The following is a 25,886-nucleotide window of genomic DNA, read 5'->3' on the forward strand; positions in this document are numbered from 1 at the left end:
GGCGGGGCCGGGCCCCGGAACAGGCCGGCGCCCGGGGCCGTTCGGCGGCCGGACGCGTCGGGGCTCTACGGGCTGCGGCTCTGCAGTGTCATGGGCTGCTCCTCATACGTGTCCGATCCCATGAAGGACTGGATCGCGGTGGCCGCGGCCCCGCGTGCCCACTCCTCGAAGGGGAGAGGGCGCGTCACCACGTCGCACCGCGCAGCGGCACCGAAAGCGGACGCGGCGAACGCGTCCCGGATGCCCTCGGCGAAGAGGTCGTACGCGGCCAGGCCCTCCCCGGAGATGATCACCCGCTCGGGGCCCAGGATGTTCGCCAGGGAGCCGATCGCCTTTCCGATGGCTTCCCCGGCCCGTGCGTACACCGCTCGGGCCCCGGGGTCCTCGCGGTGGGCCAGATCCAGTGCCGCGGCGATGTCGGCGACCTGCCTGCCGGTCGCAGCGCGCACCGCGCGGAGTATCGCGGGGTCCGCAGCGATCGCCTCCACGCATCCCCGGTTGCCGCAGTGGCACGGCGGGCCGAGGGGGTCGAGGGAGAGATGCCCGATCTCGCCGGCCACGCCGTGCGCGCCCGACACCACCCGTCCGTGCACCACCAGGCCGCAGCCGATGCCGGCGCCCACGGTCACCAGGGCGAAGTGGGAGAGTCCGACTCCGGCCCCGAACCAGTGCTCGGCGACCGTGAGCGCCCGCACGTCGTTGTCGACCGTGACCGGCAACCCGGTCGCGGCGGCGGCGAGTTCGGCGAGCGGTACGTCTCGCCACTCAAGGAAGGGCGAGTAGCGGACCACACCCTCGGCCCGGTCCACGTCCCCCGAGATCGCGATGCCCAGCCCCCGCACCCGCACGCCGAATCCGACGGCCTCGGTGAGCAACTCCTGTACCAGCGCGGTGACGGCGGGGAGCACCGCCTCCGGCTCGCGGCCCGTGAGCGGGACGTGCCGGGACATGCGGATACGGCAGCACAGGTCGGCCAGTACGGCGATGATCTCGTCGCCCGTCACCTTGATCCCGATGAACAGCGCCCTCCCGCCGTCCACCCACACGAGGCTGGCCGGGCGTCCCAGCGCGGGCGGCGCCGCTTCGTCCACGCCCTCGACCAGGTAGCCGAGTTCCATCAGCGGACGGACCGCCTTGGTGACGGCGGCTGCGGAGAGGCTGGTCCGCCGCGCGACCTCGGCCCGGGTGAGCGGGCCGTGGGAGAGCAGCGTGGTGAAGACCAGGGAAGCGGCCGGAGTCATGGTGGGGACCGACTCACGGGGAGAGGTCGGGCGCATGGCCGGAAACCTAGGCGTCACTCTTTTCCGCTGTCAATGAAAAAACCATACTTCTTCGGAAGTGCTTACTGAGGGTGCCTCACGCCTGTGAAACGGTAAGCCGTGTACGGATGTTGACAGTGGATTCAAGGTTGTGCTCTTGCGATACCGGCGGTATCTCGGCCGTTCCCGGCACGGTCGAGGGCCAGCACCGAACGTCCTCGTTCCTATAGGGTTTTGATCCGTCTGATGTGACGACAGTCAATCGGTCGGCCACCGCAAGTCCGATCCACCACCTCCCCTCGTCATGCCTAACTCCCAGCTGAGAAGGGGGAAGAGCAGGCAGTGCCGGGCGGCTCGCATCGATCGTGCCGTCCGGGGGGTTGACGGGCAGCTCCGGGTGACCAAGCATCGCCCCTACCGATTTCCTATTTGATTCTGGGGAGTGGTGGAGATGCGTCCCCCGACCCGTTCCGTCCTCTCAGGGCTTGCCGCCGCCGTGCTCATGGCGGCCCCGGCGGCCTGCACCATCAAGAACTCCGGTGCCGAGTCCGGCACCCAGGCCGTCGCATCCGGCAAGGCCGGCACGGGAACGGCCGAGTTGGCCGACGGGTCGGGCGTCAAGGTGGCCCTCGTGCCCGGCGGCGCCCACCCCTACTTCCAGCCGTGGAAGGAGGCGGGCGCCGCCGCGAAGAAGGAGTACGGCCTCGGGGACGTGACCTTCGACGAGACCTCCGAGTGGGACCAGCAGAAGCAGGACAACCTGGTCTCCACCCTGGCGGCCCGCGGATACAACGCGTTCGGCATCTTCGGCGTCTCGCCCACCGACATCAACACCACCTTCGCGGACCTCAGATCCCAGGGCTTCGCCGTGGCCTCGCTCGCCTCCTGCCCGGCCGGCCCCACCGACAAGGCCGACTTCTGCCTGTCCACGGACGTGGAGGTCGCCGCGTACAAGGCGGCCGAGGCCGCGATCGACGCGATGGGCGGCAAGGGCACGCTCGTCCACCTCACCGGCAACAACGTGGACGCCAACACCCAACTGCGCATCAAAGGCGTGGCCAAGGCGGTGAAGGAGTCCGGAGGCAAGGTCAGGCTGCTGCAGACCATCACGGACGTCGACAAGGACCTGCAGACCGCGCAGAAGGCGGTCTCCGACCTTCTCGCGGCCAAGGGCAACCGGATCCAGGGCATCGTCACCACCGCCTACAACCCCGCCGTCGCCGCCGCCGACGCGGTCAGGAGCTCCGGGTCCGCGGCCAAGGTCGTCGCCATCGACGACGACGCCAGGATCCTCGGCGCGATCAAGGACGGCTCCGTCGCCGCGACCGTCGTCCAGAACCCCGTGGGACAGGCCGAGGTAGGGACCTGGGCGCTGGCACTGCTGCAGACCAGGCAGTGCACCATGCGCCACCCGGGCCAGACCATCGACTCCGGTTCGTTCGTCGTCACGAAGGCGAACGCGGACACCTACGACTCGGCCAGGAAGGCGAAGACCGAGCAGCTCAAGAAGGAGTTCGCGGACACGTTCCTCGTCTGCGAGTGACCACCGACGGCCCTACGGAAAGCGGACCTCGCCCGATGACCACCATCACGACCGCCACCGCGCTGCTCGCCGACATCGCGGTGGAGAAGGACCGCACGGACGCCGTGCAGGCCTTCGTCAAGCAGGAGACCATCCTCGTCGAGATCACCACCGCGGACGGACTGCGGGGAACCGGCTACGCCTACACGATCGGCACCGGCGGATCGTCCGTCCTCGCCCTGCTCCGGGACCACCTGCTGCCCCTCCTCGCCGGAGCGGACGCCCGTAACGTCGAGGCGTTGTGGCAGCGGCTGTTCGCCGCGACCCGGGCCACCACCACCGGGGCCATCACCTCCCTGGCCCTCGCGGCCGTGGACACCGCCCTGTGGGACCTGCGGTGCAAGCGCGCCGGTGAACCGCTGTGGCGGCTGGCCGGCGGTCACCGCCAGGAGGTCCCCCTCTACGACACCGAGGGCGGCTGGCTCCACCTGAGCACCGACGACCTGGTCCGATCGGCGCGCGAGGCCCAGCGGGCCGGATGGGCGGGCGTCAAGATCAAGGTGGGCAAGCCGCACGCGGCCGAGGACGCCGAGCGGCTGCGCGCCGTCCGCGAGGCGGTCGGCCCGTCGATGCACATCATGACCGACGCCAACCAGTCGCAGACCGTGTCCTCGGCCCTCCACCTGGCCGCTGCCCTCGAACCCTACGGGCCATATTGGCTGGAGGAGCCTCTTCCGGCCGACGACGTCAGCGGACACGCCCGCCTGGCGGCCGCGACGAGAATCCCCGTCGCTGTCGGTGAATCCCTGTACTCCGCCATGCAGTTCCGCACGTACCTGGAGTCGGGCGCCGCCTCTGTCGTGCAGGTCGACGCCGCGCGCGTCGGCGGCATCACGCCGTGGCTGAAGGTGGCCCACACGGCGGAGAGCCACAACGCCATGGTCTGCCCGCACTTCCTGATGGAACTGCACGTCAGCCTGGCCGCCGCGGTGCCCAACGGCACGTTCGTCGAGTACATCCCGCAGCTGCGGGCGGTGACCCGCACCGAGCTGACGGTCCGTGACGGAATGGCGGTGGCACCGGACGTGCCGGGTATCGGGATCGACTGGGACATGGACGCCGTCGACGACAGGAGGGTGGCATGAACACACCCGTCACGGCACCGGAGCACGAGGCCGACGGAACGGGCGGCGCACGGCGCCCCCGGCAGCGGCTGCCGTTCTGGGTGGACCAGCGGCTCGGTCTCCTGGTGCTCACCGTCGCCCTCGCCGCACTGTTCGGCGTCCTGCGGCCGGCATTCCTCGACCAGCGGCTCGTGCTGTTCCCCCTGCTGCGGGACATCTCCACGCTGACCGTGGTGGCGCTCGCCCAGACGGCCGTCCTCTCCGTCGGGCACATGAACCTCGCCGTCGGCCGGATGGCGGCCTTCGGCGCCCTCTTCGCCGGCCTTGGCTACGACCGGCTGCATCTTCCGCTGCAACTCGGCCTGCTGGTCTGCCTGTTCGCCGGGGCCGCCATCGGCTGCCTGACGGGCTGGATCATCGCCCGCACCGGAGTCAGCTCGTTCGTGGTCACCCTGGCCATGGACTTCGCGCTGATGGGACTGGTCTCCCTGCTCTACTCGGCGCTGACCGAGAACGCGGCCTTCACCACGCGGCCGAACGGACTGCTGGACCTGCGCTCCACCTCACTCGCCGACATCTGCGTCGGCCGCGTCTGCGGATCCCCGGCCGTGCCGCAGCTGGCGCAGTTCACGGTGCTGGCACTGGTCGGCCTGGGATTCCTGTACACCAGCACCCGCCTGGGCCGGGAGCTGCTGCTGACAGGGGCCAACCCGGCGGCGGCCGAGTTGTCGGGCATCCCCACGGGCCGCCGGGTGATCCTCGCGCACACCCTGTCCGGACTGCTCGCCGCGCTCGCCGGATTCATGGCCGCCGTCAGCACCGGCACGTTCCGCGCGTCCATCGGAGACGACTTCATGCTCCCCTCGTTCCTCGGCGCGGTCCTCGGCGGCACCCTCCTCACCGGCGGGGTCGTCTCCGTCCTCGGCGCGCTGCTCGGCACCTCCCTCGTCGCGGTCATCCGCAAGGGCCTCGACCTGCTCGGCGTCGGCCTGGAGAGCCTGAACATCTACCTCGGCTGCGTCCTCCTGCTGGCCCTGTCGGCCGACCGGGTGCACGCCGTCGTGTCCTACCGCAAGGTGGTGCGCTCCACATGATCACGAGCCATGAGTACGGAACCCGGACCGGCGCGGCCCTGCGCCGCTTCTCCCGCTCCACGACCATGACGCTGGCCTGCGTCACCCTCGGCGGATACCTGGCCCTGGGCATCGCCTCGTCGGGCGAGTTCTTCCACGGACCGTCGGTACGCACCTTCCTCCAGTACCTGGCCACGCCGGTCCTGATCGGGCTGGCCCAGATGGTCGCCCTGTGCGTCGGACAGCTCAACCTCGCCGTCGGTGCCCTGGGGGGCTGCACGGCCTGTCTGATGGGCGTCCTGATGGCCGACGGCGGTGTCCCGGCACCCGTCGCGGTGGCGGCCGGACTCCTCGCGGCGACGCTGGCCGGTCTGGTGACCGGTGTGTTCATCGTGACCACACGGATCAACGGCTTCATCGTCACGCTCGGTGTGATGACCATCCTGCTGGGCGTGCAGTACCGGCTGGCCGGCACACGCACCGTCGACGGCTATTCGCCGGCCCTGAAGGACCTCGGCCGGGCCGCTCCGCTGAACCTCCCGCTGGTGTTCCTCACCGCACTCGCCGCGGCGGCCCTCCTGGCCGTGTTCCTGTACCGCGCCACCGCCGGCCGGCGACTCCTCGCGGCAGGCGGCAACCCGTCGGCGGCGAGGCTGTCCGGCATCTCCACCGACCGGCAGATCGTGCTCGCGCACACCCTGTCCGGCCTCCTGGTCGGCGTCGCCGCCGTGACCGCGACGGCGTCACTGCCCGGCGTCAACCGCAGCGTGGGCGGAGACTGGCTGCTGCCGAGCTTCGCCGCCCCGATCATCGGAGGCGTCGGGCTCGGCGGCGGCACCGTCGCGGTCTCCGGCACAGTGCTGGCGGCGTTCGTGATGCGGCTCATCGACGCCGCCCGCGCCCAGTTCTCGCTCGACCCGAGCTGGGTGAACTTCCTCATCGGGCTGGTCGTGCTCGGCACGGTGGTCGGCGGCCGGGTCCGGCAGTCGCATCTGGAGAAGAAGGCGAAGGCGCCCGGGCGTACCCCGCCGGCACCGGCCGGCCGGGGACCGACGGCCGGCACCGTCCTGCCGAACGCGGGAGGCGGGCGATGAGCGACGTCCTTCTCGAAGGCCAGGAGATCGTCAAGGTCTTCCCCGGAGTACGGGCCCTGGACGGCGTCGGACTGCGCCTGACGGCCGGATCCGTGCACGCGCTGCTGGGCGAGAACGGTGCGGGGAAGTCCACCCTCATCAAGGTCCTGACCGGCGTGCACGCACCCGACGGCGGCCGGCTCACCTGGCGTGGCGCACAGGTCCGCCTGCGCTCGCCGCTGGAGGCCGCCCGGACCGGCATCGGCGTCGTCCACCAGGAACGCAACCTCATCCCCGACTTCTCGGTGGCGGAGAACATCACGCTGCAGAGCCCTCCTGCGCGTCGCGGGTTCGTCGACCGCGGGGCGATGAGCGCGCCCGCCGTGCGCTGCCTGGCCGAGCTGGGTCTGGACCTCGACCCGCTCCGGCCGGTGCGGGAACTGTCGGTGGCCCAGCAGCAGTTGGTGGAGATCGCGAAGGCGCTCCACACCGACAGCCGGGTGCTGTTGCTCGACGAGCCGACCGCCTCGCTGTCCCCGCAGGAGGCCGACCGCCTCTTCGGCGTCGTCCGGCGGCTGACGGCCCGCGGCACGTGCGTCGTCTTCGTGAGCCACAAGCTGGAAGAGGTCTTCGCGCTCTGCGACACCGTCACCGTGCTGCGCGACGGCAGATCCGTGCTGGAGTCCGCTCCGCTCGCCGGTCACACCCACGACGACATCGTGAACCTGATGGTGGGACGCGCGCACACGGCGACCGGGATGCGGCCACGCACCCCGGACCGTACGGCCGCCCCGGTCCTCGCGCTCGACGGCGTCTGCACCGCCGGCGGCCACCGCGACATCTCCCTGGAGGTGCGGCCCGGCGAGATCGTCGGCCTCTACGGCCTCGTCGGCGCCGGGCGCAGCGAACTGGTCAAGGCCGTACTGGGCCTGGACCGGATCACCGCCGGTGAGATCAGGATGCACGGGAAGCCGGCCCGGATCGCCTCGCCCCGCCAGGCGCTGCACGAGTTCGGCATCGGCTACCTGACCGAGAACCGCAAGGAGGAGGGCCTCTTCCTCGAACAGCCCATCCACCGCAACATCACGGTCACCGTGTGGAGGAAGCTGGCCAGGGCCTTGGGGTTCGTCTCCGCCGCCGAGGAGCGGACAGTGGCACAGGACCTGGTCGACCGCCTGGGCATTCGCCTCTCGGGCCTTGAGCAGAACGCCGGTGAGCTGTCCGGCGGCAATCAGCAGAAGGTGAGCCTGGCGAAGTGGCTCGCGGCCGACACCCGCCTGCTGATCGTCGACGAACCGACCGTGGGCGTCGACGTGCGCACCAAGCACGGTTTCCACCGGCTCCTGTGGGAGCTGGCCCGTGAAGGTCTGCCGATCCTGCTCATCAGCAGCGACCTCACCGAGATGATCACGCTGGCGGACCGCGTCCTCGTCATGGCCGGCCACCGCATCCGCGGTGAGGTCGACAACGACGGCGACTACGAACGGATGAGCGGCCGGATCATCCGCGTCATCCACGACCGTGCGCGTTCGGCGGTGACCGCGGAAGGGGAGGCGGAACGGCGTGCGTGACGCGAGCGGTCAGGGTTCGCCCGGAGCGGTTGGAGTCGTCCGCCGACGGCTGCCGACGGGGTGCGGTGAGCGGCCACCGGGACCGCGGCGCCTCGTCGGCGGCCCTGTGGGCCGGGCCCGCCGCCAGGCCGGCACCGCGGTCCCGCATCCCGGCCGACCCGGGGACGGGCAGCGCCCTCACCTCGGTAAACTGCGTTCGTCCCGACCACCTGGAGCATCAGGAGCAGGAGAACGGATGCCACAGCACGGGCGCCAGGTTCTCTCGGACAGCGTCTACGAGCAGATCAAAGCCATGGTCATGGACCATGAGATCGCTCCGGGTGCCCGCGTGGGGATCGAAGCGCTGTCGCGCGCTCTGGGCGTCTCGCCCACGCCCGTCCGCGAGGCGCTGGCCCGGCTGGAGTCCGACGGGCTCGTGACCAAGAGGTCGCTGTCCGGGTACCGGGCGACAGAACTGCTGACGCGCGAGGGCCTGGAGCAGCTCTTCGAGATGCGGCTCCTGCTGGAACCGAGAGCGGCGGCCCTCGCCGCCGCCCACGCCACCGAGGAGCAACTCGACGCCCTTGAGCGGCTCGTGGAGGAGATGCAGACCCACCCGGGGCCGGCGGGGCGGTACGCGGACTACCGCGGCTTCGCCGCCCTGGACCAGCGCTTCCACGACACGATCGCGGCGGCCTCACAACGTCCGCTGCTCGCCGATGCGGTGGAGCGGCTCCATTCCCACCTGCATGTCTTCCGCATCAGAAGCGCGGGCAACGCCGACGCCCCGACGCTCGCGGAACACGAACGCGTCGTACGCGCGATACTGCGCCACAAGCCCGACCGCGCCGCGGACGCCATGACGGAGCACCTCACGAGGAGCCTCCAGCGCCAGCTCGGCCAGGCCCGGACGTCCTGACCGGCGTCGCACGCCGTCGCCGGGCGCCTGCGGTCGCCCGCCGCCCCCGATCAAGCGGCCCGTCGCGGCCGGCAGCCGCCGGAACTCCGAGGGATTGTCTCCGCCGGCCCGCGCGTGCCGCCCGGGAGCGGGTACCCGGGTGTCAGCGAGGACACCTGAGGGGCCACGAGATGGACGCGAAGCGGCACGTCCGCCGATGGCGTGTGCGGCCGAGCCTGCCCCGCGAGGGGGTACAGGTCGTGACTGACAGCAGCGCGGCGTCGCTGGTGCGGCTGATGCAGGCCAGTCACACGGCTACGCTCGAACAGCTTCCGACAATGATCGCCGAGTACGCCGCCGTGGCCGGCATGCACGACGTGGCCCTCTTCGTGGTGGACATCCGGGAGACGGTGCTGCGCCGACTCACCGGGCAGGGGCCGGATGCCGGAGGCAGCGGTCAGGAGTACACCGTGTCGGGCAGTCTGCCCGGCCAGGCCTACCGGCGTGTGGAACTGCTTCCCGAGCCCGGAGGGGAAGGGGCGTCCGAGCGTCCGGGCGGGCGGCGGTGGTGGGTGGCCATCACCGACGGTGTGGAGCGCCTGGGCGTGCTGCGGGCCGACACCGACACCGACGGGGAGTCCGTCCGCGGGGCCCTGCGCGATCTGGCGTCGATGACTGCCCTGCTGTTGCTGAGCAAGCGGTCCTTCAGCGACTCCTACGCGCGGCTGGTGCGGACGGAGCCGATGAACGTGGCCGCGGAGATGCAGTGGAACCTCACCCCGCCGCCCGCCTACGCGGGCCGTGACGCCACCGTCGGCGCGGTGATGGAGCCGGCCTACCAGGTGGGCGGCGACGCCTTCGACTACGCGGTGGCCGGCAGCACCCTCCACCTGGGCGTCTTCGACGCCATGGGGCACGACACCACCGCCGGCATCACCGCGAACGTGGCGGTGGCCGCCTGCCGCAACGCCCGCCGTCAGGGTGCGTCGCTGACCGAGACCACGCGGCTGGTGGACGAGACCCTGATCGAGCAGTTCGGCACCAGCCGCTTCGTCACCGGCATCCTGGCCGACCTGGACATGGACAGCGGTCGGCTCACCTGGATCAACCGCGGTCACCACCTGCCCCTCCTGATCCGCGGCAACCGCTGGACCACCGAACTGGCCTGCCCGCCGGCCGGTCCCATGGGCGCCGGTCTCGGCCTGCCGGTCACCATGGCCACCGAGCAACTGGAACCCGGCGACCGCCTGCTGCTGTACACCGACGGCGTCGTGGAGGCACGCGACAGGTTCGGGACGGAGTTCGGCCGGGACCGGTTCGTCGACTTCATCCGCCTCCACCACTCCGGCCGGCACACCCTCCACGAGACGCTGCGCCGCCTGATGGCCGCCCTCATGGAACACCACCACGGCGGATTCGAGGACGACGCCACCGTCCTGCTCACCGAGTGGCGCGGCGGCCACCAGCAGGAACTCACCCCGTGAACAGCCCGGCAGCGGCACGGCCGGGTGCAGGCCGGCGGGTCAGCCGGGGTCGTCGAACATGGCCAGCAGCGCCTGCTCGTCCGTCTCGGGCGCGGGCTGCTCCGGCTGCGGAACCTGCTCGGCCCACACCGTCTTGCCCTGCGGCATGTAGCGGGCACCCCAGCTCTTGGTGTACTGCGCGACGAGGAACAGGCCGCGCCCGCCCTCCTCGGTCGTGGCCGCGCGTCTGATGCGCGGCGAGGTGTTGCTGCTGTCGGAGACCTCGCAGATCAGCGAGTCGTCGCGCAGCAGCCGCAGGCCCACCGGCCCCTGACCGCCGTACCGCACGGCGTTGGTGACCAGTTCGCTGACCACGAGCCCGGTGTTGAAGTCCAGCTCCGACATGCCCCAGGCGGCGAGCTGAGCACGGGTCAGCGCCCTGGCGCGGGCCACGGCCGCGGGGTCGGACGGAAGCTCCCAGGACGCCATCCGGTCCTCGGGCAGCGCGTGCACACGGGCCAGCAGCAGGGCCACGTCGTCGTACGGACCGCTGGGCAGCAGGGCGCCGGTGACCCGGTCGCAGGTGTCCTCCAGTTCCCCATCGGCGAGGTTCAGCGAGGCCAGCAGTTGCGCGGTGCGCGCCTCGGTGTCCTCGTAGCCGCGGCTCTCCTTCAGCAGGCCGTCGGTGTACATCGTCAGCAGGCTGCCCGCGGGCAGGCCGACGGTGGCGGACTCGTACGGCTGGATCCCGCCGAGTCCGAGGGGCGGACCGGTCGGGAGGCCGATCAGCCGTGCCTCGCCGTCCGGCGTCAGCAGAGCGGGCGGCGGATGACCTGCCGTCGCGGCCGTGCACCGGCACGACACCGGGTCGTAGATCGCGTACAGGCAGGTCGTCCCCGTCGCCGGGTCCTGTTCGCCGGCGCCTTCGTCGGGGGTACGGCTGACCAGGTCGTCCAGGTGGGCCAGCACCTCCTCGGGCAGGAGGTCCAGACCCGCCAGTGTCCGTACCGCCGTACGCAGCCGGCCCATGGTCGCGGCAGCCTGGAGCCCGTTTCCGGGCACGTCACCCACGACCAGCGCCACGCGCATGCCGGACAGTGGGATCGCGTCGAACCAGTCCCCGCCCACACCGGACCTGGCGTCCGCGGGCAGATAGCGGGAGGCGAGGTCTACGGTGCTCAGCCGGGGGAGGGCATGCGGCAGCAGGCTGCGTTGCAGGGTGAGGGAGGCGTGATGCTCCCGGCGGTAGCGGCGGGCGTTGTCCATGCTGATCGCGGCACGGGCCGCCAGCTCGCCCGCCAGCGTCAGGTCGTCCTGCTCGTACGGCCTCGTCCTGCCGCGGCGGTAGAACCCCGCCAGGCCGAGGACGGAGCCCCGCGCGGACAGCGGAGCGCCGAGGTAGGAGTGCACGCCCTCGCCGAGAAAGCCGACGGGGTGCAGCCGGCCGGCCGGGTGCCCGGCCAGGGCGGCGGTCACCACCGAGTCCGTGACCGGCTGCCCGGTCCGAAGGCACCGGGCCTGGGGCGTACCGGCGGGGTAGCCGACGGGCTCGTTCACCCCGCCGTCCGGGAGGTCGCGGGAGTCCTCGCCGGCCCAGGCGGCCACCCGGCGCAGCGGTACGCCGGGGCGCAGCGGTCCCGGGGGTGGCTCCTCGCCCGCGAGGACGCCCTCGACCACGTCGACGACGACCAGGTCGGCGAAGCGCGGCACGGCGATCTCCGCCAGTTGCTCGGCGGTACGCCACAGGTCCAGGGTGGTGCCGAGGCGCACACCCGCCTCGTTCAGCAGGGCCAGCCGTCCGCGCGCCTCGGCGGCGAGCCGGCCGACGCCCGGCTCGCCCACGAGCAGCAGCCACGCATCGGTCGCCCCGGTGGCGTGCGGTTCCGCCGCCGCGCCGGGAACGATCGCTCCCGCCGCCCCGGCGGGGCCGTCCGGGAGCGGCACGGGACCACCGGAGGCGGTCGCGGGGGCCGGACCCGGTGCGCCCGTGCCGCCGTCGTCCGCGAAACTGACCTCGACCGCCGCTCCCTCCGCGTCGCCGTGGTGCAGCTCCCGTCGGCGCAGGACTGCCACGCGCCTGCCCGCGAGCGGCACCTGGGCGAACGCCTCACCGGTCGAGGAGATCAGCTCGACGGCGCGCTCCAGCAGGAGCATCCGCTCCTGCGGGGCCAGCCGGGGCGGCGGTCCGCCGCGCCGGGTCAGCTCTCCGGACGCGAGGTCCAGCTCGGCATGCCCGCCGCGCTCCATGGCCCGGCGGAAGGAGTGCGTGAGCTCCACCTCGCGGGCCGTGCTCAGCTCCAGCAGGCGTTCGGAGATGCGTTCGGTGGCGTCCTGGAGGACCAGTGCCATGCCGGGCTCGGCCAGCTCCCGGGGCACGGAGAGGTTGACCGCGCCGCGCACGGTGCCGCCCACCGGGTCGCGCACCGGCGCGGCCATGCAGGTGAGCTCCTTGAGGTCGTGCAGGAAGTGCTCGTGGCCCACGACCACGAACGGCGCCCTGGTGCTCAGCACCATGCTCACGCTGCTGGTTCCCATGAACCGTTCGTCGACGTTGGCGCCGGGCACGAGGGAGGCGGCGTCCATCAGTTCCAGGCCCGCCGGGTCGCCCCACCGGTCCACGATGTGCGCCCGTGAGTCGGCCAGCGCCACGGTCACCGGTACGCCCGAGAACCGCTCGTACAGGCGGGTCAGCACCGGCTCGGCAGCCCTGATCAGCCGGGAGTCGGGATCCAGGTCGCTCTCGATCGGCAGGGCCGCCCGCTCCTGGTCGATGCCGAGGGACTGCGAGCGCTGCCAGGAGGCGAGGATCTCCGGGCGCACTCCGGTGACCGGCGGCCGCCGGTCACCGTGATCACTGTTCGACGGAGTGGGGTACGACTCCACGACTTCAGGATAATCGGGCAAATGGGACGTTTGCTTCGGTGTGGCTGCCCGGTGTGAGCCTTCGGACCGAGGGCGTACCCCCTGCGGTGGTCGTCGTGTTCGGGTGACCTAAACCGCCGCCGAGTCCCCGGCCGGCGTCGGCCGGGCGCTCCGGGCCGCCGGCTCGGGCCGCACCGGCGACGCCGTCCGGACGTGCTGGGCGGCCTCGGCCGCGGTGTAGGGGGAGGTGAAGGTGAACGCCCGCGGGGACGGGCCGTGTGCCCGCAGGTGCGCCAGCCGCTCCAGGGCCTCGGTGACGGTCGGGAGGTGACCGGCGGGGACCCACCAGAGCACCAGGTGGGCCTCGACGTGCCGGTCGAACCATTCACGGCGCCGCCGCATCGCCTCCAGGTGCCCGCTGCGGTAGGTGAAGTCCCACAGCGCCCCCTGGCTCTCCCACACGGACAGGTTGACGATGACGTTCTCGCCCGCCGGGCGCAGGCCCGTCGCGTCGGACGCGCCGTCCTCCATGAGGCGCCAGACGAAGCCGGGCGCGTGGTCGGCGGCGGCGTTGACCGGGTCGAGCATCTCGACGAACGGCGTCATGCGGGGGTCGTCGAGGGGGTGTCGGAGCGTGGCGATGTTGAGCTCGGCGAGGTGGGCGGCATGCGCGGATGCGGTCATGGCCTCATCCCAGCACGCCCCCATTTCTATGTCAATCTTCGTTGTTTTTAGAATTCTCGACCACGACGCAGCACTCACCCGGCCGGGCGTCCATCCGCGCGCGGACGGGACCGTCCGTGCCGAGCAACCCCTCCAGCAGCGCGAGATTCATGCCGCAGACGAGTGGCGGGAAGCGCTCGGCGACGGCGTGGAAGGGGCAGTTGTGCATACGGACGACGCGTGCGGCAGCCCCGGTCGTCCCCTCGCCGCCCTCGGCGCTCCCGGTGCCCTCCAGGTACGGTTCGTAGCCGCGGGCGGCCAGCACCTCCACGGCCTCTTCCAGGCCGCCGCAGGGCGCCGCCGAGCCGCGCAGGGCCTCACCCCGGCGACGGGCGGCCGTACAGAGCCCGGCGTCCAGTCCCGCCTGTTCGGCGGCCTCCGCGAGCAGTTCGGCGGCGGTGCGGTAGTCGCGGGCGGGCAGCGACACCGACCGCTCGACCCGCGCCCGCGTGTACACCTTGGCGGGACGGCCCGCCCCCGGCCCCGAGCGGCCCGTCAGGCGGCGGCTGCCGCAGTCCAGCAGCCCGGCCTCGGTCAGCTTGTCCAGATGGTGCGCGGCGAGCGTGCGCGCCACCCCGACCGCCTCGGCGGCCTCGTTGCGGCCGACCTCGCGACCCTGCGCCGCCACGTAGTCGTACAGGCGGCGCCGCACCGGATCCTGCAACACCGCGATCGAGTCGATGTCCTTCACCCGGCCATTCTAGGAACAATCCAGATTGGAGATAGAAACTCGTAGGACACCTCTCCGCGTGCCCCGCCCTCGGCGCCCTCGGAGCGGGTGCATGAAGCGTTCCGGGCGGGGGAGCCGTGAGGTCCCGGCCACAGGAGGCTTCATGTTCGACGGTTTCACCTTGACGCGCCGTGAGGGAAACGGGGTCCGGCTGCGGGTGCGTCACGGCGGCAGAGGACCCGCGGTCCTGCTGCTGCACGGGCACCCGCGTACGCACGCCACCTGGCACCGCGTGGCCCCCTTACTGGCCGCGGCGGGTCACACGGTGGTCTGCCCCGACCTGCGCGGCTACGGGGAGTCCGACAAGCCCCCGACCGACCCGCGGCACAGCCCGTACTCCAAACGTGCCATGGCGGACGACTGCCTGGCGGTCATGCGCGGCCTCGGACACGACCGGTTCGCCGTCGTCGGGCACGACCGGGGTGCGTACGTGGCCACGCGCCTTGTCCTCGACCACCCGGAAGCCGTGTCCGCCGTCAGCGTCCTGGACGCCGTTCCCCTCGGGGAAGCGCTGCGGCGCTGTGACGCGACCTTCGCCGCCCGCTGGTGGCACTGGTTCTTCCTCGGGCAGACCGACAAGCCCGCCGAACGCGTCATCAACGCCGACCCGGACGCCTGGTACAAGGCGACCGCCGAGCACATGGGGGCCGAAGCCTACGACGACTACCGCCGGGCCGTTCACGACCCGGCCACCGTGCACGCCATGTGCGAGGACTACCGTGCCGGCCTCGGCATCGACCGGGAGCACGACGACCACGACCGGTGGGCCGGTCGGCGCATCGGCTGCCCGGTGCAGGTGCTGTGGGCGACGCGCGACGACATGGCGGAGCTCTACGGCGACGTGGTGAGCGTCTGGCGCCCGTGGGCGGCCGGCCGGCTGGACGGCTCCCCGATCGACTCCGGACACCACATGGCCGAAGAGGCTCCCGAGGCACTCGTCACCGCACTGCTCGCCTTCTGGGGCGGCGGCGAAGGGCACGGCGCACAGATCCCTCCAGTGGAAGAAGAGGGAGGAAGGTGACGGCGGCTCGGGGAGATGCCGAGCCGGCCCGGCCGCCAGGTGGTTGACAAGGCGTCAGGGCCGACCGAAGCGGCGGGCGGAGCCGTGCGCGACGGCGATCGCGGAGCGGGAGTCGACGAGCCACAGCGACCGGACCCGCCTCCCCGGTCCCCTGATCGGCAGGGCGCGAGGCACCGCAGCCTTGCGGGCGTATGTCGTATGTGAAGTCCTCGTTGCGCGTGGCGGACTGCCATGTTCCCGCAGGTCCGGCCGTGCTTACCTCGTGGCACGTCCCGCCGCTCTCCCCGCACGAGGAGCACCATGAGCAGCCAGCCCATCGACTCCGTCACCGCCGGACACACCCCCGACGAGCCGTCGACCGGCTCCGACACCTCGGCCTGGTCCTTCGAGACCAAGCAGGTCCATGCCGGTGCCGTCCCCGACCCGGCCACCGGCGCCCGCGCTACGCCGATCTACCAGACCACGTCGTTCGTGTTCCGGGACACCCGGCACGCCGCCGACCTGTTCTCGCTCGCCGAGCCCGGCAACATCTACACCCGGATCCACAACCCCACCCAGGACGTCTTCGAGCAGCGCATCGCCGCGCTGGAGGGCGGTGTCGCGGCCGTGGCGCTGTCCTCCGGGCAGGCGGCCGAGACGCTGGCCATCCTCACCCTGGCGGGCGCGGGCGACCACATCGTCTCCAGTACGTCCCTGTACGGCGGCACGTACAACCTGTTCCGCCACACGCTGCCCCGGCTCGGCATCGAGGTGTCGTTCGTGGACGACCCGGACGACCCCGAGGCCTGGCGGGCGGCGATCCGGACGAACACCAAGGCGCTGTTCGCGGAGTCGCTGGGCAACCCGCGCGGCAATGTCCTGGACGTGCGGGCGGTGGCCGACGTGGCGCACGCGGCCGGCGTTCCGCTCATCGTCGACAACACGGTGCCGACCCCGTACCTGCTGCGGCCGCTGGAGCACGGCGCGGACATCGTCGTGCACTCCGCGACCAAGTTCCTCGGCGGCCACGGTACGGCCATCGCGGGCGTGGTCGTCGACGGCGGTACGTTCGACTTCGGCGCGCACGTCGACAGGTTCCCGGACTTCACCGAGCCGGACCCCAGTTACCACGGTCTGCGGTACTGGCCCGCGCTCGGCCCCGGCGCGTACGCCGTCAAGCTGCGGGTGCAGTTGCTGCGCGACCTCGGACCGGCGCTGTCCCCGCACTCCGCGTTCCTGCTGCTGCAAGGGGTGGAGACGCTGAGCCTGCGCATCGAGCGGCACACGGCCAACGCCCAGGCGCTCGCGGAGTGGCTGGAGCAGCGCGACGAGGTGGCCGTGGTCCATTACGCGGGCCTGCCGTCCAGCGAGTGGTACGAGGCCGGGCAGAGGTACCTGCCGCGCGGCGCCGGTGCCATCGTCTCCTTCGAACTGCGCGGGGGTGTCGAGGCGGGCAAGCGGTTCGTGGACGCTGTGGAACTGTTCAGCCACCTCGCCAACATCGGGGACGTGCGCAGCCTGATCATCCACCCGGCGTCCACCACGCACAGCCAGCTGGACGAGGCGCAGCAGTCGGCGACGGGTACCGCGCCGGGTCTGGTGCGGCTGTCGGTGGGCATCGAGTCCCTCGCCGACCTGAAGGCGGACCTGGAGGCCGGTTTCCGCGCGGCCAAGGGCGCGTAGGTGTACGCGGTCGCCGCTGCCGAGGGGGCGGCACCGCCGGCGACCGGGGCCTGGCGGGAAGGGGACCCGCCCGGCCGGCGCCGGTGGTACGTCGCCGAGAAGCCGCTGCCGCTGGAGACGGGCGGTGAACTCCCGGGGGTGCGGCTCGCGTTCGAGACCTGGGGGGAACTCGCGCCGGACCGCTCGAACGCCGTCCTGGTGCTGCACGCGCTCACCGGTGACAGCCATGTGACCGGCCCGGCCGGGCCCGGGCATCCGACGCCCGGCTGGTGGGACGCCCTGGTCGGTCCGGGCCGGGCGCTGGACACCGACCGCTGGTTCGTGGTGGCGCCGAACGTCCTCGGCGGCTGCCAGGGCAGTACGGGACCGGCCTCCCGGCGCCCCGACGGCGGTGGGTCCTGGGGCGGCGCGTTCCCGTTCCTGACCCCGCGCGACCAGGTGGCGGCGGAGGCCGGTCTCGCGGACGCGCTGGGCATCGACCGGTGGGCACTGGTCGTCGGAGGCTCGATGGGCGGCATGCGGGCGCTGGAGTGGGCGGTGTCCCGTCCGGCGCGTACGGGCGCCCTGCTCCTGCTCGCCACGACCGCGGCGGCGAGCGCGGAGCAGATCGCGTGGGCCCACGTCCAGCTCCGGGCCATCCGCACGGACCCGCACTGGCAGGGCGGCGACTACCACGACACCGGCCGCGGGCCGCACGCCGGCCTCGGACTGGCCCGCCGGCTGGCCCATGTCACCTACCGCAGCGAGCCGGAACTCCAGGCCCGCTTCGGCCGCCTGCCGCAGGACACCGAGGACCCGTACCGCGGTGGCCGCTACCAGGTGGAGTCCTATCTCGACCACCACGCGGCCAAGCTGGTACGTCGTTTCGACGCGGCGAGTTACGTCGTGCTGACCGAGGCGATGAACGCCCACGACGTGGGCCGGGGCCGCGGTGGCGTGCGCTCGGCCCTTCGGCGAGTGACCGCACCGGCGCTGGTTGCCGCCGTGGACTCCGATCGTCTCTATCCTCCGCGTCAGCAGGCGGAGCTGGCCGCGCTGATCCCGGGTGCCGAGGGGCTCAGGGTGGTGGAGTCGCCGTACGGACACGACGGATTCCTCATCGAGGCGGAGCAGGTGGCGGCGCTCGTCCGCGAGCTGCTGGGGTGAGGCGGGGGGGAGTCCGCGGTGGCGGGTGGTCACCGGCCGGGGGACCGCGGCCGGCCGGCCCCCTGCCCGCCGCGGCTCAGGCCACGGTGACCTCGACCGGCAGCTGCTTGATGCCGTTGACGAAGTTGGAGCGGACCCGCGGGACGTCCCCGGCGAGCTTGATGTCCGCCAGGCGAGGGATCAGTTCCTCGAACATGATGCGGATCTCCGTGCGCGCCAGCAGGTTGCCCAGGCACAGGTGGGGGCTTCCCTTGCCGAACGTGATGTGGTCGTTGTTCCGCCGGGTGACGTCGAAGTCGTAGGGGTTGCCGAAGACCTCCTCGTCGCGGTTGCCGGAGGCGAACCACATGACGACCTTGTCGCCCTCCTTGATCCGCTTGCCGCCCAGTTCGGTATCGCGCGTGGCGGTGCGGCGGAAGTGGTAGACCGGCGAGGCCCAGCGCAGGAACTCCTCCACCGCCGTCGGGATCAGGGAGGGGTCCTCCTGGAGCCGGGCGAGCTGTTCGGGGTGCTGGATGAGGGCCAGCATGGAGTGGCTGATGGTGTGGCGGGTGGTCTCGTTGCCGGCGACGACCAGGAGCAGGAAGTAGTTGTCGAAGTCCTGCGCGGAGAGGGGAACGCCGTCGCGCGGCGTCTCGTTGACCAGCCTGGAGATCAGGTCGGTGCCGGTGCCGCCGCGTCGCTGCCGGGCCAGCTCGCGGCCGTAGGCGAAGACCTCCAGGGAGGCGGGGGAGCGGAAGGGCAGGTCGCGGTACTTCTCGCTCTCCTCGCTGTGCAGCAGGACGTCCGCGTAGTCGGGGTCGGTGTTGCCGATGATGCGGTTGCCCCAGTCGATGAGCTGCTGGTTGTCCTCCGGGGGCACGTCCAGCAGACGGGCGAGGACGTTGATGGGGAAGTCGGCGGAGACCTCCTCGACGAAGTCGAAGGTGCCCTTGGCCAGGGCGGCGTCCAGGGTGGTCGCTGTCAGGCCGCGCAGGAAGTCGGCGTAGCTGTTGATGACGCTCGCGCCGAACTGCCGCTGGAGCAGGCTGCGCAGGGCACGGTGGCGGACCCCGTCCAGCTCCAGGATCGAGGCGCGCTTCTTGATCTGGTCGTCGTCGACCTCTTCGAGGTTGACGAACCTGGTCGAGGTGAAGGTCTCCGCGTCGCGGTCGACGCGGGCGATGTCGGCGTGCCGTGTCACGGCCCAGAAGCCGGAGTTGGGCGCCTCCTCGGGCTGCCAGTGGACGGGGTCCTCGTGGCGCAGGGTGTGGAACATGCGCCAGGGGGTGACGCCGTCGGTGAAGTTGTCGAGGTTCGCCAGGTCGACGTCGGCCAGCGGCAGCGGCTCGCGCACGGCGTCGGTCAGGGGGCGGGCGGTGGTGGTCATGGGGTGTGCTCCTCGGTGTCCCGGGTGGGCCGGCGTCACAGGTGGTAGGCGTACTCGGTGAACTCCCAGTCGGTGACGTGCCGTTGGAAGCGCGCGACCTCGTCGCGCTTGTACGCGAGGTAGGAGGTGGTGAAGTCCTTGCCGAGCACCTCGGCCAGCGCCGTGTCGGCCTCCAGGGCGTCGAGGGCCGCGGGCAGGCCCGTGGGCAGCAGGGCGGACTTCGCGGTGTCGTAGCCGTAGCCCTCCAGCGGTGCGGGTGGTTCCTCTCCGGCCAGCACACCCAGCAGGGCCGCCGCGAGGGTTCCCGCGATCAGCAGGTAGGGGTTGGCGCTCGCGTCGCCGAGGCGCAGTTCGAGGCGGGAGCCCGAGCCGCGCTCGGGTGGGATGCGGATCATGGCGCTGCGGTTGTCCAGGCCCCAGTCGATCAGCCAGGGCGCGAGGGTGTCGGGGCCGAAGCGCTTGTAGGAGTTGACCGTCGGGTTGGCCAGCGCGGCCAGCGCCGGGGCGTGGGTGAGGATGCCGGCCACGGCGTGCCGGGCGGTGTCGGAGAGGCCGTAGGGGGCGGAAGGGTCGTCGAACACGTTGGCGTCCCCGTCGTCCCGGTCGTCCCCGTCGTCCCGGTCGTCCACGCAGGACACGTGGAGGTGGAAGCCCGATCCTCCGACGCCGTTGAAGGGCTTGGCCATGAAGGTGGCGAGGCGGCCCTCCCTGCGGGCCAGTTCCTTGATCGCCGCCTTGAAGCGGAAGGCGCGGTCGGCGGCGGTCACGGCGTCGCAGTGGGTGAGGTTGATCTCGAACTGCGAGCCGTCGAACTCGTGGTTGCCGCTGCTGACGCCGAGGCCCATGTCGCGCAGCAGGCGCAGGGTGCGCAGCAGGTGGTTGTCCTCGTCGGCGCGCAGGCCCGCCGTGTAGACGACGCCGGCGGCCTGGTCGTAGCGGCGCCAGCCGGCGGGGGTGCCGGGGGCGGCGTCGCAGAGGAAGTACTCCAGTTCCGGGCCCACCACCGGGCGCAGCCCGTGTTCGCGGCACCGGTCGACGACGGTGCGCAGCAGGTCGCGGGGGGACTCCGGGGCGGCGAGTCCGGTGGCCGGGTCGGTGACGTCGCCCAGGCAGGTGGCGACTCCGGGCTCCCACGGCAGGGCGGAGAGGGTGTCGAGGTCGGGGCGGACGCAGATGTCGGGCAGGCCGGCGTCCAGGCCCCCGGAGACCGGTACCACGTCGCCCTGGGGGCTGGTGTGGTAGACGGCGCGGCAGAAGGCGAGCCCGTGGTCGCAGGCCGCGGGCAGGTGGTCGAGCAGGACGTCCCGGGCGCGTTCGGTGCCGATGAGGTCGGGATAGGTCACCCGGACCACGTCGATGCCCTCGGCGGCCAGCCGCTCCATGTGGCGGCGGACGGGTGAGGTGTCGGATGCGCTCACCGTGTCTCCTCTGGGGAAGGGGGCGCCTCCCGTAGCTCAGCGCGCTGGGGGAGGGGAGGGGGCGGCGGCCGCGGACCCGTGGGGAGAAGCAGCGGGCCGCCTGGTTGTTTGAGGCCAAACGGTAGGGAGCGGTGTCACCTTCCCGCAAGGGTCCTGTCGCAGAAATTTATCCATGTGGATAGCTATTGACCAGGGCCCGGCGCGTTCCTATGTTGTTTGAAGCCAAACGAGTTGAGGGTGCGGCGATCCGCACCCCTTTGGCCGGGGCCCGGCCCGCACGGTCCGGGCCCCCTCTCCCCCTCTCCCCGACGCCCCCCTCAGCACCAGGAGGACCGGCCATGAAGGTCGTCGTCGACATGAACAAGTGCCAGGACCACGGCCAGTGCGTCTTCGCCGCACCCGACGTCTTCCGCTTCGACGACGCCGGCCGCCTGGCCTACGTCCCCGACCCCGACGACGCGCTGCGCGACGCGGTCGAGGAGGCCGCCGACGTCTGCCCCCTCCAGGCCATCCGGATCGAGGACTGAGCCATGAGCGCGACCGTCGTCGTGGCCGGCGCGTCCATGGCCGGCCTGCGCGCGGCCGAGCAGCTGCGCGCCGCCGGCTGGGACGGGCCGATCACCCTCATCGGGGACGAGCCCCACATGCCCTACAACCGGCCGCCGCTGTCCAAGGAGGTCCTGGCCGGCAAGGCCCCGTTCGAGTCACTCGCCTTCCGGACCCGGGCCAGCGTCGCGGACGTCCGGTGGCGGCTGGCCACCAAGGTCGTCGCGGCCGACCTGGACCGGCGGATCGTCACGCTCGACGACGGCGAGTCCCTCGCCTACCGGGGACTCGTCGTGGCCACGGGCATGCGCCCGAGGCGGCTGCGCTGCCCCGGCCCCGTCACCGGGCGGCACACGGTCCGCACACTGGCCGACGCCCGGGGACTGCGCGAGGCGCTGACCCGGCCGGCGGCACGGGTGGTGATCGTCGGCGCCGGGTTCATCGGCTGCGAGGTCGCCGCGACCGCCGTGGCCCTGGGCGCCGCCGAGGTCACCGTGGTCGACCCGCAGCCCCTGCCCATGGTCGGCCCCCTCGGCGACCTGCTCGCCAAGGCGCTGCTCAGGCGGCACGAGGAGCGGGGCGTCCGCTTCGCCCTCGGCACCGGGGTGACCGCGTTCGCGGGCGACGACCGGGTCACCGGAGTCGTCCTGGCCGACGGCACGGTCCTCGCCGCGGACGTCGTGGTCGAATGCGTCGGCTCCCTCGCCAACACCGAGTGGCTCGACGGCAACGGCCTCGACCTGACCGACGGCGTGCTCACCGACGGACACCTGCGGGCCGGCGGACGCCCCGACGCGGTCGCCGTCGGCGACGTCGCCCGCTTCCCCAACGCCCGCTACGACGGCGTACCCCGCCGCGTCGAGCACTGGTCGATCCCCACGGACACCGCCAAACACGCCGCCCGCGTCCTCGCCGCCCACCTCACCGGCACCGACGCCGCACTCCCGCCGTTCGCGCCGCTGCCGACCTTCTGGAGCGACCAGCACGACTTCCGCCTCCAGTCCTTCGGCGCCCCCGCCCTCGGCAAGGACGACGTCCGCGTCCTGGAAGGCGACCCGGACGGGGACGTCGTGGCCGGCTACCACGCCGGCGGCCGTCTCGTCGGTGTCGTCGCCCTCGGCGGCCCGGGCGCCGCGGCAGCCGCCGCCCGCTACCGCACCGACCTGCTCCAGCAGCCCGCCCTCACCGCGTAAGGAACCCAAGTGACCAGCGTTCGCGGATACTTCCACCCCAAGACGGCGACGGGTGCCTCCTCGCTCATCCCCTCCCCGCCCTGGCACTACTCCGGTGACCTGCTCACCGTCGAGTACCGCACGGACCCCGCGCGGGTGCGGGAACTGCTCCCCGAGCCCCTCGAACTCGCCGACGACGACCCGGGTGCGGTCGCGCTGATCTGGGCCGACTGGCAGTCCTGCGCCGCGTCCGGCGAGGAACTGCTGGACCCGGTGCGCTCCCAGTACAAGGAGGCCTTCGCGGTCGTCCGCTGCCAGTACAGGGGGCAGACCTACAGCCGCTGCGTCCACATCTGGGTGGACAAGGACTTCGCCCTCGCCCGCGGACTGCACCAGGGGTACCCGAAGAAGCTCGGCTCCATCCACCAGACCCGCCCGCACCCCTACGGGCCGGCCCCCCGCATCGAGGCCGGGGCCCGCTTCGGCGCCACCCTGGCCGCGGCCGACCGGCGCCTCGCCCAGGCCGTCGTCACGCTGCGCGAGCCGTCGGAGACCAACGGCTTCGTCAACGGCCACCCGATGGCGCACCACCGCTGGCTGCCCGCCATCGAAAAGGGCAAGGGCCTCGCCCTGGACGAGCTGATCGAGTCCGGCGCCGCCTCCTTCGAGGGCGGGCAGGCCTGGATCGGCGACGCCGACCTGGAACTGTTCGACTCGCCCACCGAGGAACTGGCCCGGCTGGAGATCCGCGAGCCGATCGCGGCCTACTACCGGCAGGTCGGCGTGGTCTGGGACGGCGGCCGCCTGCTGGAGTCGAACACCTCCGGCGCCCAGTGATCCCGCACCGCACCCACCCAGGAGCCCACCCCCAGGAGCCCAGCACCATGAGCGCACACCTCACCACCGTCGCCGGGGTCGCCGTCGACACCCGGCACTGGATCGGCGGTGAACGCATCGCCTCCTCCGGCACGTTCACCGACGTCTCACCCATCGACGGCAGCACCCTGGGCGAGATCGCCCGCGGCACCGCGGCGGAGGCCGCCGCCGCCGTGGCCGCCGCCAAGGCGGCCTTCCCCGGCTGGGCCGCCACCCCGCGCGCCGAGCGCGCCCGCATCCTGCACGCCGTCGCCGACGGGGTCGACAAGCGCCTGGAGGACCTGGCCATCGTCGAGACGTGCGACAACGGCGCCCTCCTGCGCTCCCACCGGCGCGGTGTGATGCCCCGCGTCGCCCACAACTTCCGCTTCTTCGCCGACTGGCTGCTGCGACTGGACCACGAGGACTTCCAGACACGCGGGCACACCAACCACGTCAGCTGGGACCCCGCCGGCCCGTGTGTCCTGATCACCCCGTGGAACGCGCCGCTGATGCTGGCGACATGGAAGATCGCCCCGGCGCTCGCCGCCGGCGACACCGTCGTCCTCAAGCCCGCCGAATGGACCCCTCTGACGGCCTCCCTCCTCGCGGACATCGCGGCCGAGGCCGGCCTGCCGGACGGCGTCCTCAACGTCGTGCAGGGCTACGGCTCCGAGATCGGTGACACGCTCACCTCCCACCCGGACGTACGGCGCATCAGCTTCACCGGCTCGGTCCCGACCGCCCAGCGCATCGCCGCCTCGGCCGCCGCCAACCTGACACCCCTCAGCCTCGAACTCGGCGGCAAGTCCCCGCTGCTGGTCTTCGCCGACGCCGACCTCGACCTCGCCGTCGACCTCGCGGTGGAGCAGTACGACAACGCGGGCCAGGTCTGCCTCGCCGCCACCCGCATCCTGGTCGAGGACGCCGTCGCCGAGGAGTTCACCGCCCGCTTCGCCGAGAAGGCCGCCCGGCTCAAGCAGGGCGACCCGCGTGACGAGGCCACCGACATCGGCCCCAACATCCACCCCCGCCAGGTCGAGAAGATCGACGGCTTCGTGCGGCGCGCCCTCGCGGCGGGCGCCCGCGCGGTCGTCGGCGGCCAGCGCGGGGACGGGCTGTACTACGCGCCGACCCTGCTCACGGACGTGGCGCAGGACGCGGAGATCGTCCAGGAGGAGGTCTTCGGCCCCGTCCTGACGCTGCAGACCTTCACCACCGAGGAGGAGGCGGTCCGGCTCGCCAACGGCACCCGGTTCGGCCTCGCCGCCACCGTGGCCACCGGCGACCGCGAGCGTGCCGAGCGCGTCACCGCGCAGCTGGTGGCGGGCACCGTCTGGGTCAACTGCTTCTTCGTCCGCGACCTCCAGGCCCCCTTCGGCGGGTCCCGCCAGTCCGGTGTCGGCCGGGAGGGCGGCACCTGGAGCTTCGACTTCTACTGCGACGTGAAGAACACCGTCACCGCGCCGAAGGGATTCAGGGACCATGGGTGAGATCGTCGGGGCGGGACTGCTCGCCCACGTCCCCACCATCGTGCTCCCCCGGGAGACGAGGCTGGAGCTGAACGAGGGCAAGGAGATCACCCTCGTCACCGGCCTGGAGCAGCTTCGCAGGGACGTCTTCGAGCGCGACGACTACGACACCGTCGTCGTCCTGGACTCGCACTGGGCCACCACCGTCGAGTTCGTCGTCACCGCGCAGGCCCGCCGCGCCGGGCTGTTCACCTCCGAGGAGCTGCCGCGCGGCATGTGCCGGATGCCGTACGACTTCCCCGGTGATCCCGAACTGGCCGGGAACATCGCACGGTTCGCCGACAGGCACGGCACGTGGATCACCCCGATCGACGACGACCACCTGCCGGTCTACTACGCCACGATCAACCTCTGGAAGTTCCTCGGCGAGGGCCTGCCGGACAAACGGTGGGTGACCATCGGCGTCTGCCAGACCGGCGACATGGAGGACCACCTGCGCCTGGGCCGCGCCCTGGCGGACGGCATCGCCGCGACACCGGGCCGCCGGGTGCTGCTGATCGCCTCCGGAGCGCTCTCCCACACCTTCTGGCCGCTGCGCGAACTGCGCGACCACGAGTCCAGCGACCCGGCGCACATCTTCACACCCGAGGCACGCGAGGCCGACCTCGAACGCATCGCCTGGTTCAAGGAGGGCCGCCACGACAAGGTCCTCGACACCATGGACGCGTTCTGGAAGTACCGGCCCGAGGCGAAGTTCTTCCACTACCTGATGATGGCCGGCGCCCTCGGCGAGCAGCGGTGCGTCGCCCGGGCCCGCCAGTACGGCGAGTACGAGAACTCGATCGGCACCGGCCAGGTCCACCTCTGGTTCGACCGCCCGGCCGCCGGCTGGACCGGCACCGGCCTGGCCGCCCCGCGCACCCCGCACAGCCGCGTCTGACCGACCCC

Annotated in this window: 21 protein-coding genes; 15 read left to right on the forward strand and 6 right to left on the reverse strand. The window is 72.2% G+C overall.

Features of this window, described 5'->3' with window-relative positions:
- Window positions 1–65: 65 nt before the first annotated feature.
- Window positions 66–1,277, reverse strand: coding sequence for an ROK family transcriptional regulator (locus ABZV94_RS07280; protein ID WP_356338116.1), 1,212 nt, complete (start codon window positions 1,275–1,277; stop codon window positions 66–68).
- A 433-nt stretch (window positions 1,278–1,710) separates the two neighbouring features.
- Here ABZV94_RS07280 and ABZV94_RS07285 point away from each other — a divergent pair, with 433 nt between their 5' ends.
- The 7 genes from ABZV94_RS07285 (at window position 1,711) to ABZV94_RS07315 (ending at window position 9,983) form a co-directional block, all read left to right on the forward strand.
- Window positions 1,711–2,802 (forward strand): substrate-binding domain-containing protein, encoded by a 1,092-nt coding sequence (locus ABZV94_RS07285; protein ID WP_356338118.1) that lies wholly within the window; start codon window positions 1,711–1,713, stop codon window positions 2,800–2,802.
- Between the two features lie 35 nt (window positions 2,803–2,837).
- On the forward strand, window positions 2,838–3,926 hold the full coding sequence (locus tag ABZV94_RS07290) for a mandelate racemase/muconate lactonizing enzyme family protein (RefSeq protein WP_356338120.1): 1,089 nt from the start codon (window positions 2,838–2,840) through the stop codon (window positions 3,924–3,926).
- Window positions 3,923–4,999, forward strand: coding sequence for an ABC transporter permease (locus ABZV94_RS07295; protein WP_356338122.1), 1,077 nt, complete (start codon window positions 3,923–3,925; stop codon window positions 4,997–4,999). The genes ABZV94_RS07290 and ABZV94_RS07295 overlap by 4 nt, the downstream gene beginning before the upstream one ends.
- Entirely contained in the window at window positions 4,996–6,072 is a 1,077-nt protein-coding gene (locus ABZV94_RS07300) for an ABC transporter permease (RefSeq protein WP_356338124.1), read from the forward strand. Before ABZV94_RS07295 ends, ABZV94_RS07300 begins: the two co-directional genes overlap by 4 nt.
- On the forward strand, window positions 6,069–7,622 hold the full coding sequence (locus ABZV94_RS07305) for a sugar ABC transporter ATP-binding protein (protein WP_356338126.1): 1,554 nt from the start codon (window positions 6,069–6,071) through the stop codon (window positions 7,620–7,622). Before ABZV94_RS07300 ends, ABZV94_RS07305 begins: the two co-directional genes overlap by 4 nt.
- Before the next feature lie 235 nt (window positions 7,623–7,857).
- Window positions 7,858–8,520: a GntR family transcriptional regulator gene (locus ABZV94_RS07310; protein WP_356338128.1), complete on the forward strand. Its 663-nt coding sequence runs from the start codon at window positions 7,858–7,860 to the stop codon at window positions 8,518–8,520.
- A 239-nt stretch (window positions 8,521–8,759) separates the two neighbouring features.
- Window positions 8,760–9,983 carry a PP2C family protein-serine/threonine phosphatase gene (locus ABZV94_RS07315; protein ID WP_356338130.1) on the forward strand — a complete coding sequence of 408 codons (1,224 nt, stop codon included), beginning with the start codon at window positions 8,760–8,762 and terminating at the stop codon, window positions 9,981–9,983.
- A 39-nt stretch (window positions 9,984–10,022) separates the two neighbouring features.
- On the opposite strand, the gene ABZV94_RS07320 is transcribed toward ABZV94_RS07315, so the two are convergent.
- The 3 genes from ABZV94_RS07320 to ABZV94_RS07330 all read right to left on the reverse strand — a co-directional run bounded on the left by ABZV94_RS07320 (window position 10,023) and on the right by ABZV94_RS07330 (window position 14,238).
- Complete coding sequence (locus tag ABZV94_RS07320; protein WP_356338132.1) at window positions 10,023–12,845, reverse strand: SpoIIE family protein phosphatase; 2,823 nt, start codon at window positions 12,843–12,845, stop codon at window positions 10,023–10,025.
- A 108-nt stretch (window positions 12,846–12,953) separates the two neighbouring features.
- Window positions 12,954–13,508: a DUF3291 domain-containing protein gene (locus tag ABZV94_RS07325; protein WP_356338134.1), complete on the reverse strand. Its 555-nt coding sequence runs from the start codon at window positions 13,506–13,508 to the stop codon at window positions 12,954–12,956.
- A 31-nt stretch (window positions 13,509–13,539) separates the two neighbouring features.
- Window positions 13,540–14,238, reverse strand: a complete 699-nt coding sequence (locus tag ABZV94_RS07330) for a helix-turn-helix domain-containing protein (protein WP_356338135.1) — start codon at window positions 14,236–14,238, stop codon at window positions 13,540–13,542.
- 142 nt (window positions 14,239–14,380) lie between these two features.
- Between ABZV94_RS07330 and ABZV94_RS07335 the strand changes: the two genes are divergently transcribed.
- From ABZV94_RS07335 to ABZV94_RS07345, 3 genes are all read left to right on the forward strand, one after another.
- Entirely contained in the window at window positions 14,381–15,298 is a 918-nt protein-coding gene (locus tag ABZV94_RS07335) for an alpha/beta hydrolase (protein ID WP_356338137.1), read from the forward strand.
- Between the two features lie 300 nt (window positions 15,299–15,598).
- The gene (locus tag ABZV94_RS07340) at window positions 15,599–16,960 is read left to right on the forward strand and encodes a bifunctional o-acetylhomoserine/o-acetylserine sulfhydrylase (protein WP_356338139.1); all 1,362 of its coding nucleotides are present in this window, start codon (window positions 15,599–15,601) and stop codon (window positions 16,958–16,960) included.
- Window positions 16,961–18,106 (forward strand): homoserine O-acetyltransferase, encoded by a 1,146-nt coding sequence (locus tag ABZV94_RS07345; RefSeq protein ID WP_356338141.1) that lies wholly within the window; start codon window positions 16,961–16,963, stop codon window positions 18,104–18,106.
- Window positions 18,107–18,182: 76 nt separating this feature from the next.
- Here ABZV94_RS07345 and ABZV94_RS07350 read toward each other — a convergent pair whose 3' ends face one another.
- Together ABZV94_RS07350 and ABZV94_RS07355 are read right to left on the reverse strand one after the other, a co-directional pair.
- The gene (locus ABZV94_RS07350) at window positions 18,183–19,475 is read right to left on the reverse strand and encodes a cytochrome P450 (RefSeq protein ID WP_356338143.1); all 1,293 of its coding nucleotides are present in this window, start codon (window positions 19,473–19,475) and stop codon (window positions 18,183–18,185) included.
- A gap of 35 nt (window positions 19,476–19,510) precedes the next feature.
- A complete protein-coding gene (locus ABZV94_RS07355) occupies window positions 19,511–20,893 on the reverse strand; it encodes a glutamine synthetase family protein (RefSeq protein WP_356338145.1) in 1,383 nt (460 codons plus the stop codon).
- 338 nt (window positions 20,894–21,231) lie between these two features.
- Between ABZV94_RS07355 and ABZV94_RS07360 the strand changes: the two genes are divergently transcribed.
- The 5 genes from ABZV94_RS07360 to ABZV94_RS07380 are packed head-to-tail and all read left to right on the forward strand — an operon-like array spanning window position 21,232 to window position 25,878.
- Window positions 21,232–21,420 carry a ferredoxin gene (locus ABZV94_RS07360; RefSeq protein WP_356338147.1) on the forward strand — a complete coding sequence of 63 codons (189 nt, stop codon included), beginning with the start codon at window positions 21,232–21,234 and terminating at the stop codon, window positions 21,418–21,420.
- A 3-nt stretch (window positions 21,421–21,423) separates the two neighbouring features.
- Window positions 21,424–22,632 carry an FAD/NAD(P)-binding oxidoreductase gene (locus tag ABZV94_RS07365; RefSeq protein WP_356338149.1) on the forward strand — a complete coding sequence of 403 codons (1,209 nt, stop codon included), beginning with the start codon at window positions 21,424–21,426 and terminating at the stop codon, window positions 22,630–22,632.
- 9 nt (window positions 22,633–22,641) lie between these two features.
- The gene (locus ABZV94_RS07370; protein WP_356338151.1) at window positions 22,642–23,448 is read left to right on the forward strand and encodes an acetoacetate decarboxylase family protein; all 807 of its coding nucleotides are present in this window, start codon (window positions 22,642–22,644) and stop codon (window positions 23,446–23,448) included.
- 47 nt (window positions 23,449–23,495) lie between these two features.
- A complete protein-coding gene (locus ABZV94_RS07375; protein WP_356338153.1) occupies window positions 23,496–24,959 on the forward strand; it encodes an aldehyde dehydrogenase in 1,464 nt (487 codons plus the stop codon).
- On the forward strand, window positions 24,952–25,878 hold the full coding sequence (locus ABZV94_RS07380; protein ID WP_356338155.1) for a 3,4-dihydroxyphenylacetate 2,3-dioxygenase: 927 nt from the start codon (window positions 24,952–24,954) through the stop codon (window positions 25,876–25,878). Before ABZV94_RS07375 ends, ABZV94_RS07380 begins: the two co-directional genes overlap by 8 nt.
- Window positions 25,879–25,886: the final 8 nt, after the last annotated feature.

This window comes from Streptomyces sp. NPDC004658 (assembly GCF_040609555.1).
In the GTDB taxonomy this organism is placed as follows: domain Bacteria; phylum Actinomycetota; class Actinomycetes; order Streptomycetales; family Streptomycetaceae; genus Streptomyces.

Excerpts from the sequence above, each read along its gene's own strand:
- ABZV94_RS07375 (WP_356338153.1), top strand. The coding sequence starts at position 23,496 with ATGAGCGCACACCTCACCACCGTCGCCGGGGTCGCCGTCGACACCCGG.
- ABZV94_RS07340 (WP_356338139.1), top strand. The coding sequence starts at position 15,599 with ATGAGCAGCCAGCCCATCGACTCCGTCACCGCCGGACACACCCCCGAC.
- ABZV94_RS07335 (WP_356338137.1), top strand. The coding sequence starts at position 14,381 with ATGTTCGACGGTTTCACCTTGACGCGCCGTGAGGGAAACGGGGTCCGG.
- ABZV94_RS07305 (WP_356338126.1), top strand. The coding sequence starts at position 6,069 with ATGAGCGACGTCCTTCTCGAAGGCCAGGAGATCGTCAAGGTCTTCCCC.
- ABZV94_RS07350 (WP_356338143.1), bottom strand. The coding sequence starts at position 19,475 with ATGACCACCACCGCCCGCCCCCTGACCGACGCCGTGCGCGAGCCGCTG.
- ABZV94_RS07325 (WP_356338134.1), bottom strand. The coding sequence starts at position 13,508 with ATGACCGCATCCGCGCATGCCGCCCACCTCGCCGAGCTCAACATCGCC.
- ABZV94_RS07285 (WP_356338118.1), top strand. The coding sequence starts at position 1,711 with ATGCGTCCCCCGACCCGTTCCGTCCTCTCAGGGCTTGCCGCCGCCGTG.
- ABZV94_RS07380 (WP_356338155.1), top strand. The coding sequence starts at position 24,952 with ATGGGTGAGATCGTCGGGGCGGGACTGCTCGCCCACGTCCCCACCATC.
- ABZV94_RS07295 (WP_356338122.1), top strand. The coding sequence starts at position 3,923 with ATGAACACACCCGTCACGGCACCGGAGCACGAGGCCGACGGAACGGGC.
- ABZV94_RS07360 (WP_356338147.1), top strand. The coding sequence starts at position 21,232 with ATGAAGGTCGTCGTCGACATGAACAAGTGCCAGGACCACGGCCAGTGC.
- ABZV94_RS07365 (WP_356338149.1), top strand. The coding sequence starts at position 21,424 with ATGAGCGCGACCGTCGTCGTGGCCGGCGCGTCCATGGCCGGCCTGCGC.
- ABZV94_RS07310 (WP_356338128.1), top strand. The coding sequence starts at position 7,858 with ATGCCACAGCACGGGCGCCAGGTTCTCTCGGACAGCGTCTACGAGCAG.
- ABZV94_RS07280 (WP_356338116.1), bottom strand. The coding sequence starts at position 1,277 with ATGCGCCCGACCTCTCCCCGTGAGTCGGTCCCCACCATGACTCCGGCC.
- ABZV94_RS07290 (WP_356338120.1), top strand. The coding sequence starts at position 2,838 with ATGACCACCATCACGACCGCCACCGCGCTGCTCGCCGACATCGCGGTG.
- ABZV94_RS07300 (WP_356338124.1), top strand. The coding sequence starts at position 4,996 with ATGATCACGAGCCATGAGTACGGAACCCGGACCGGCGCGGCCCTGCGC.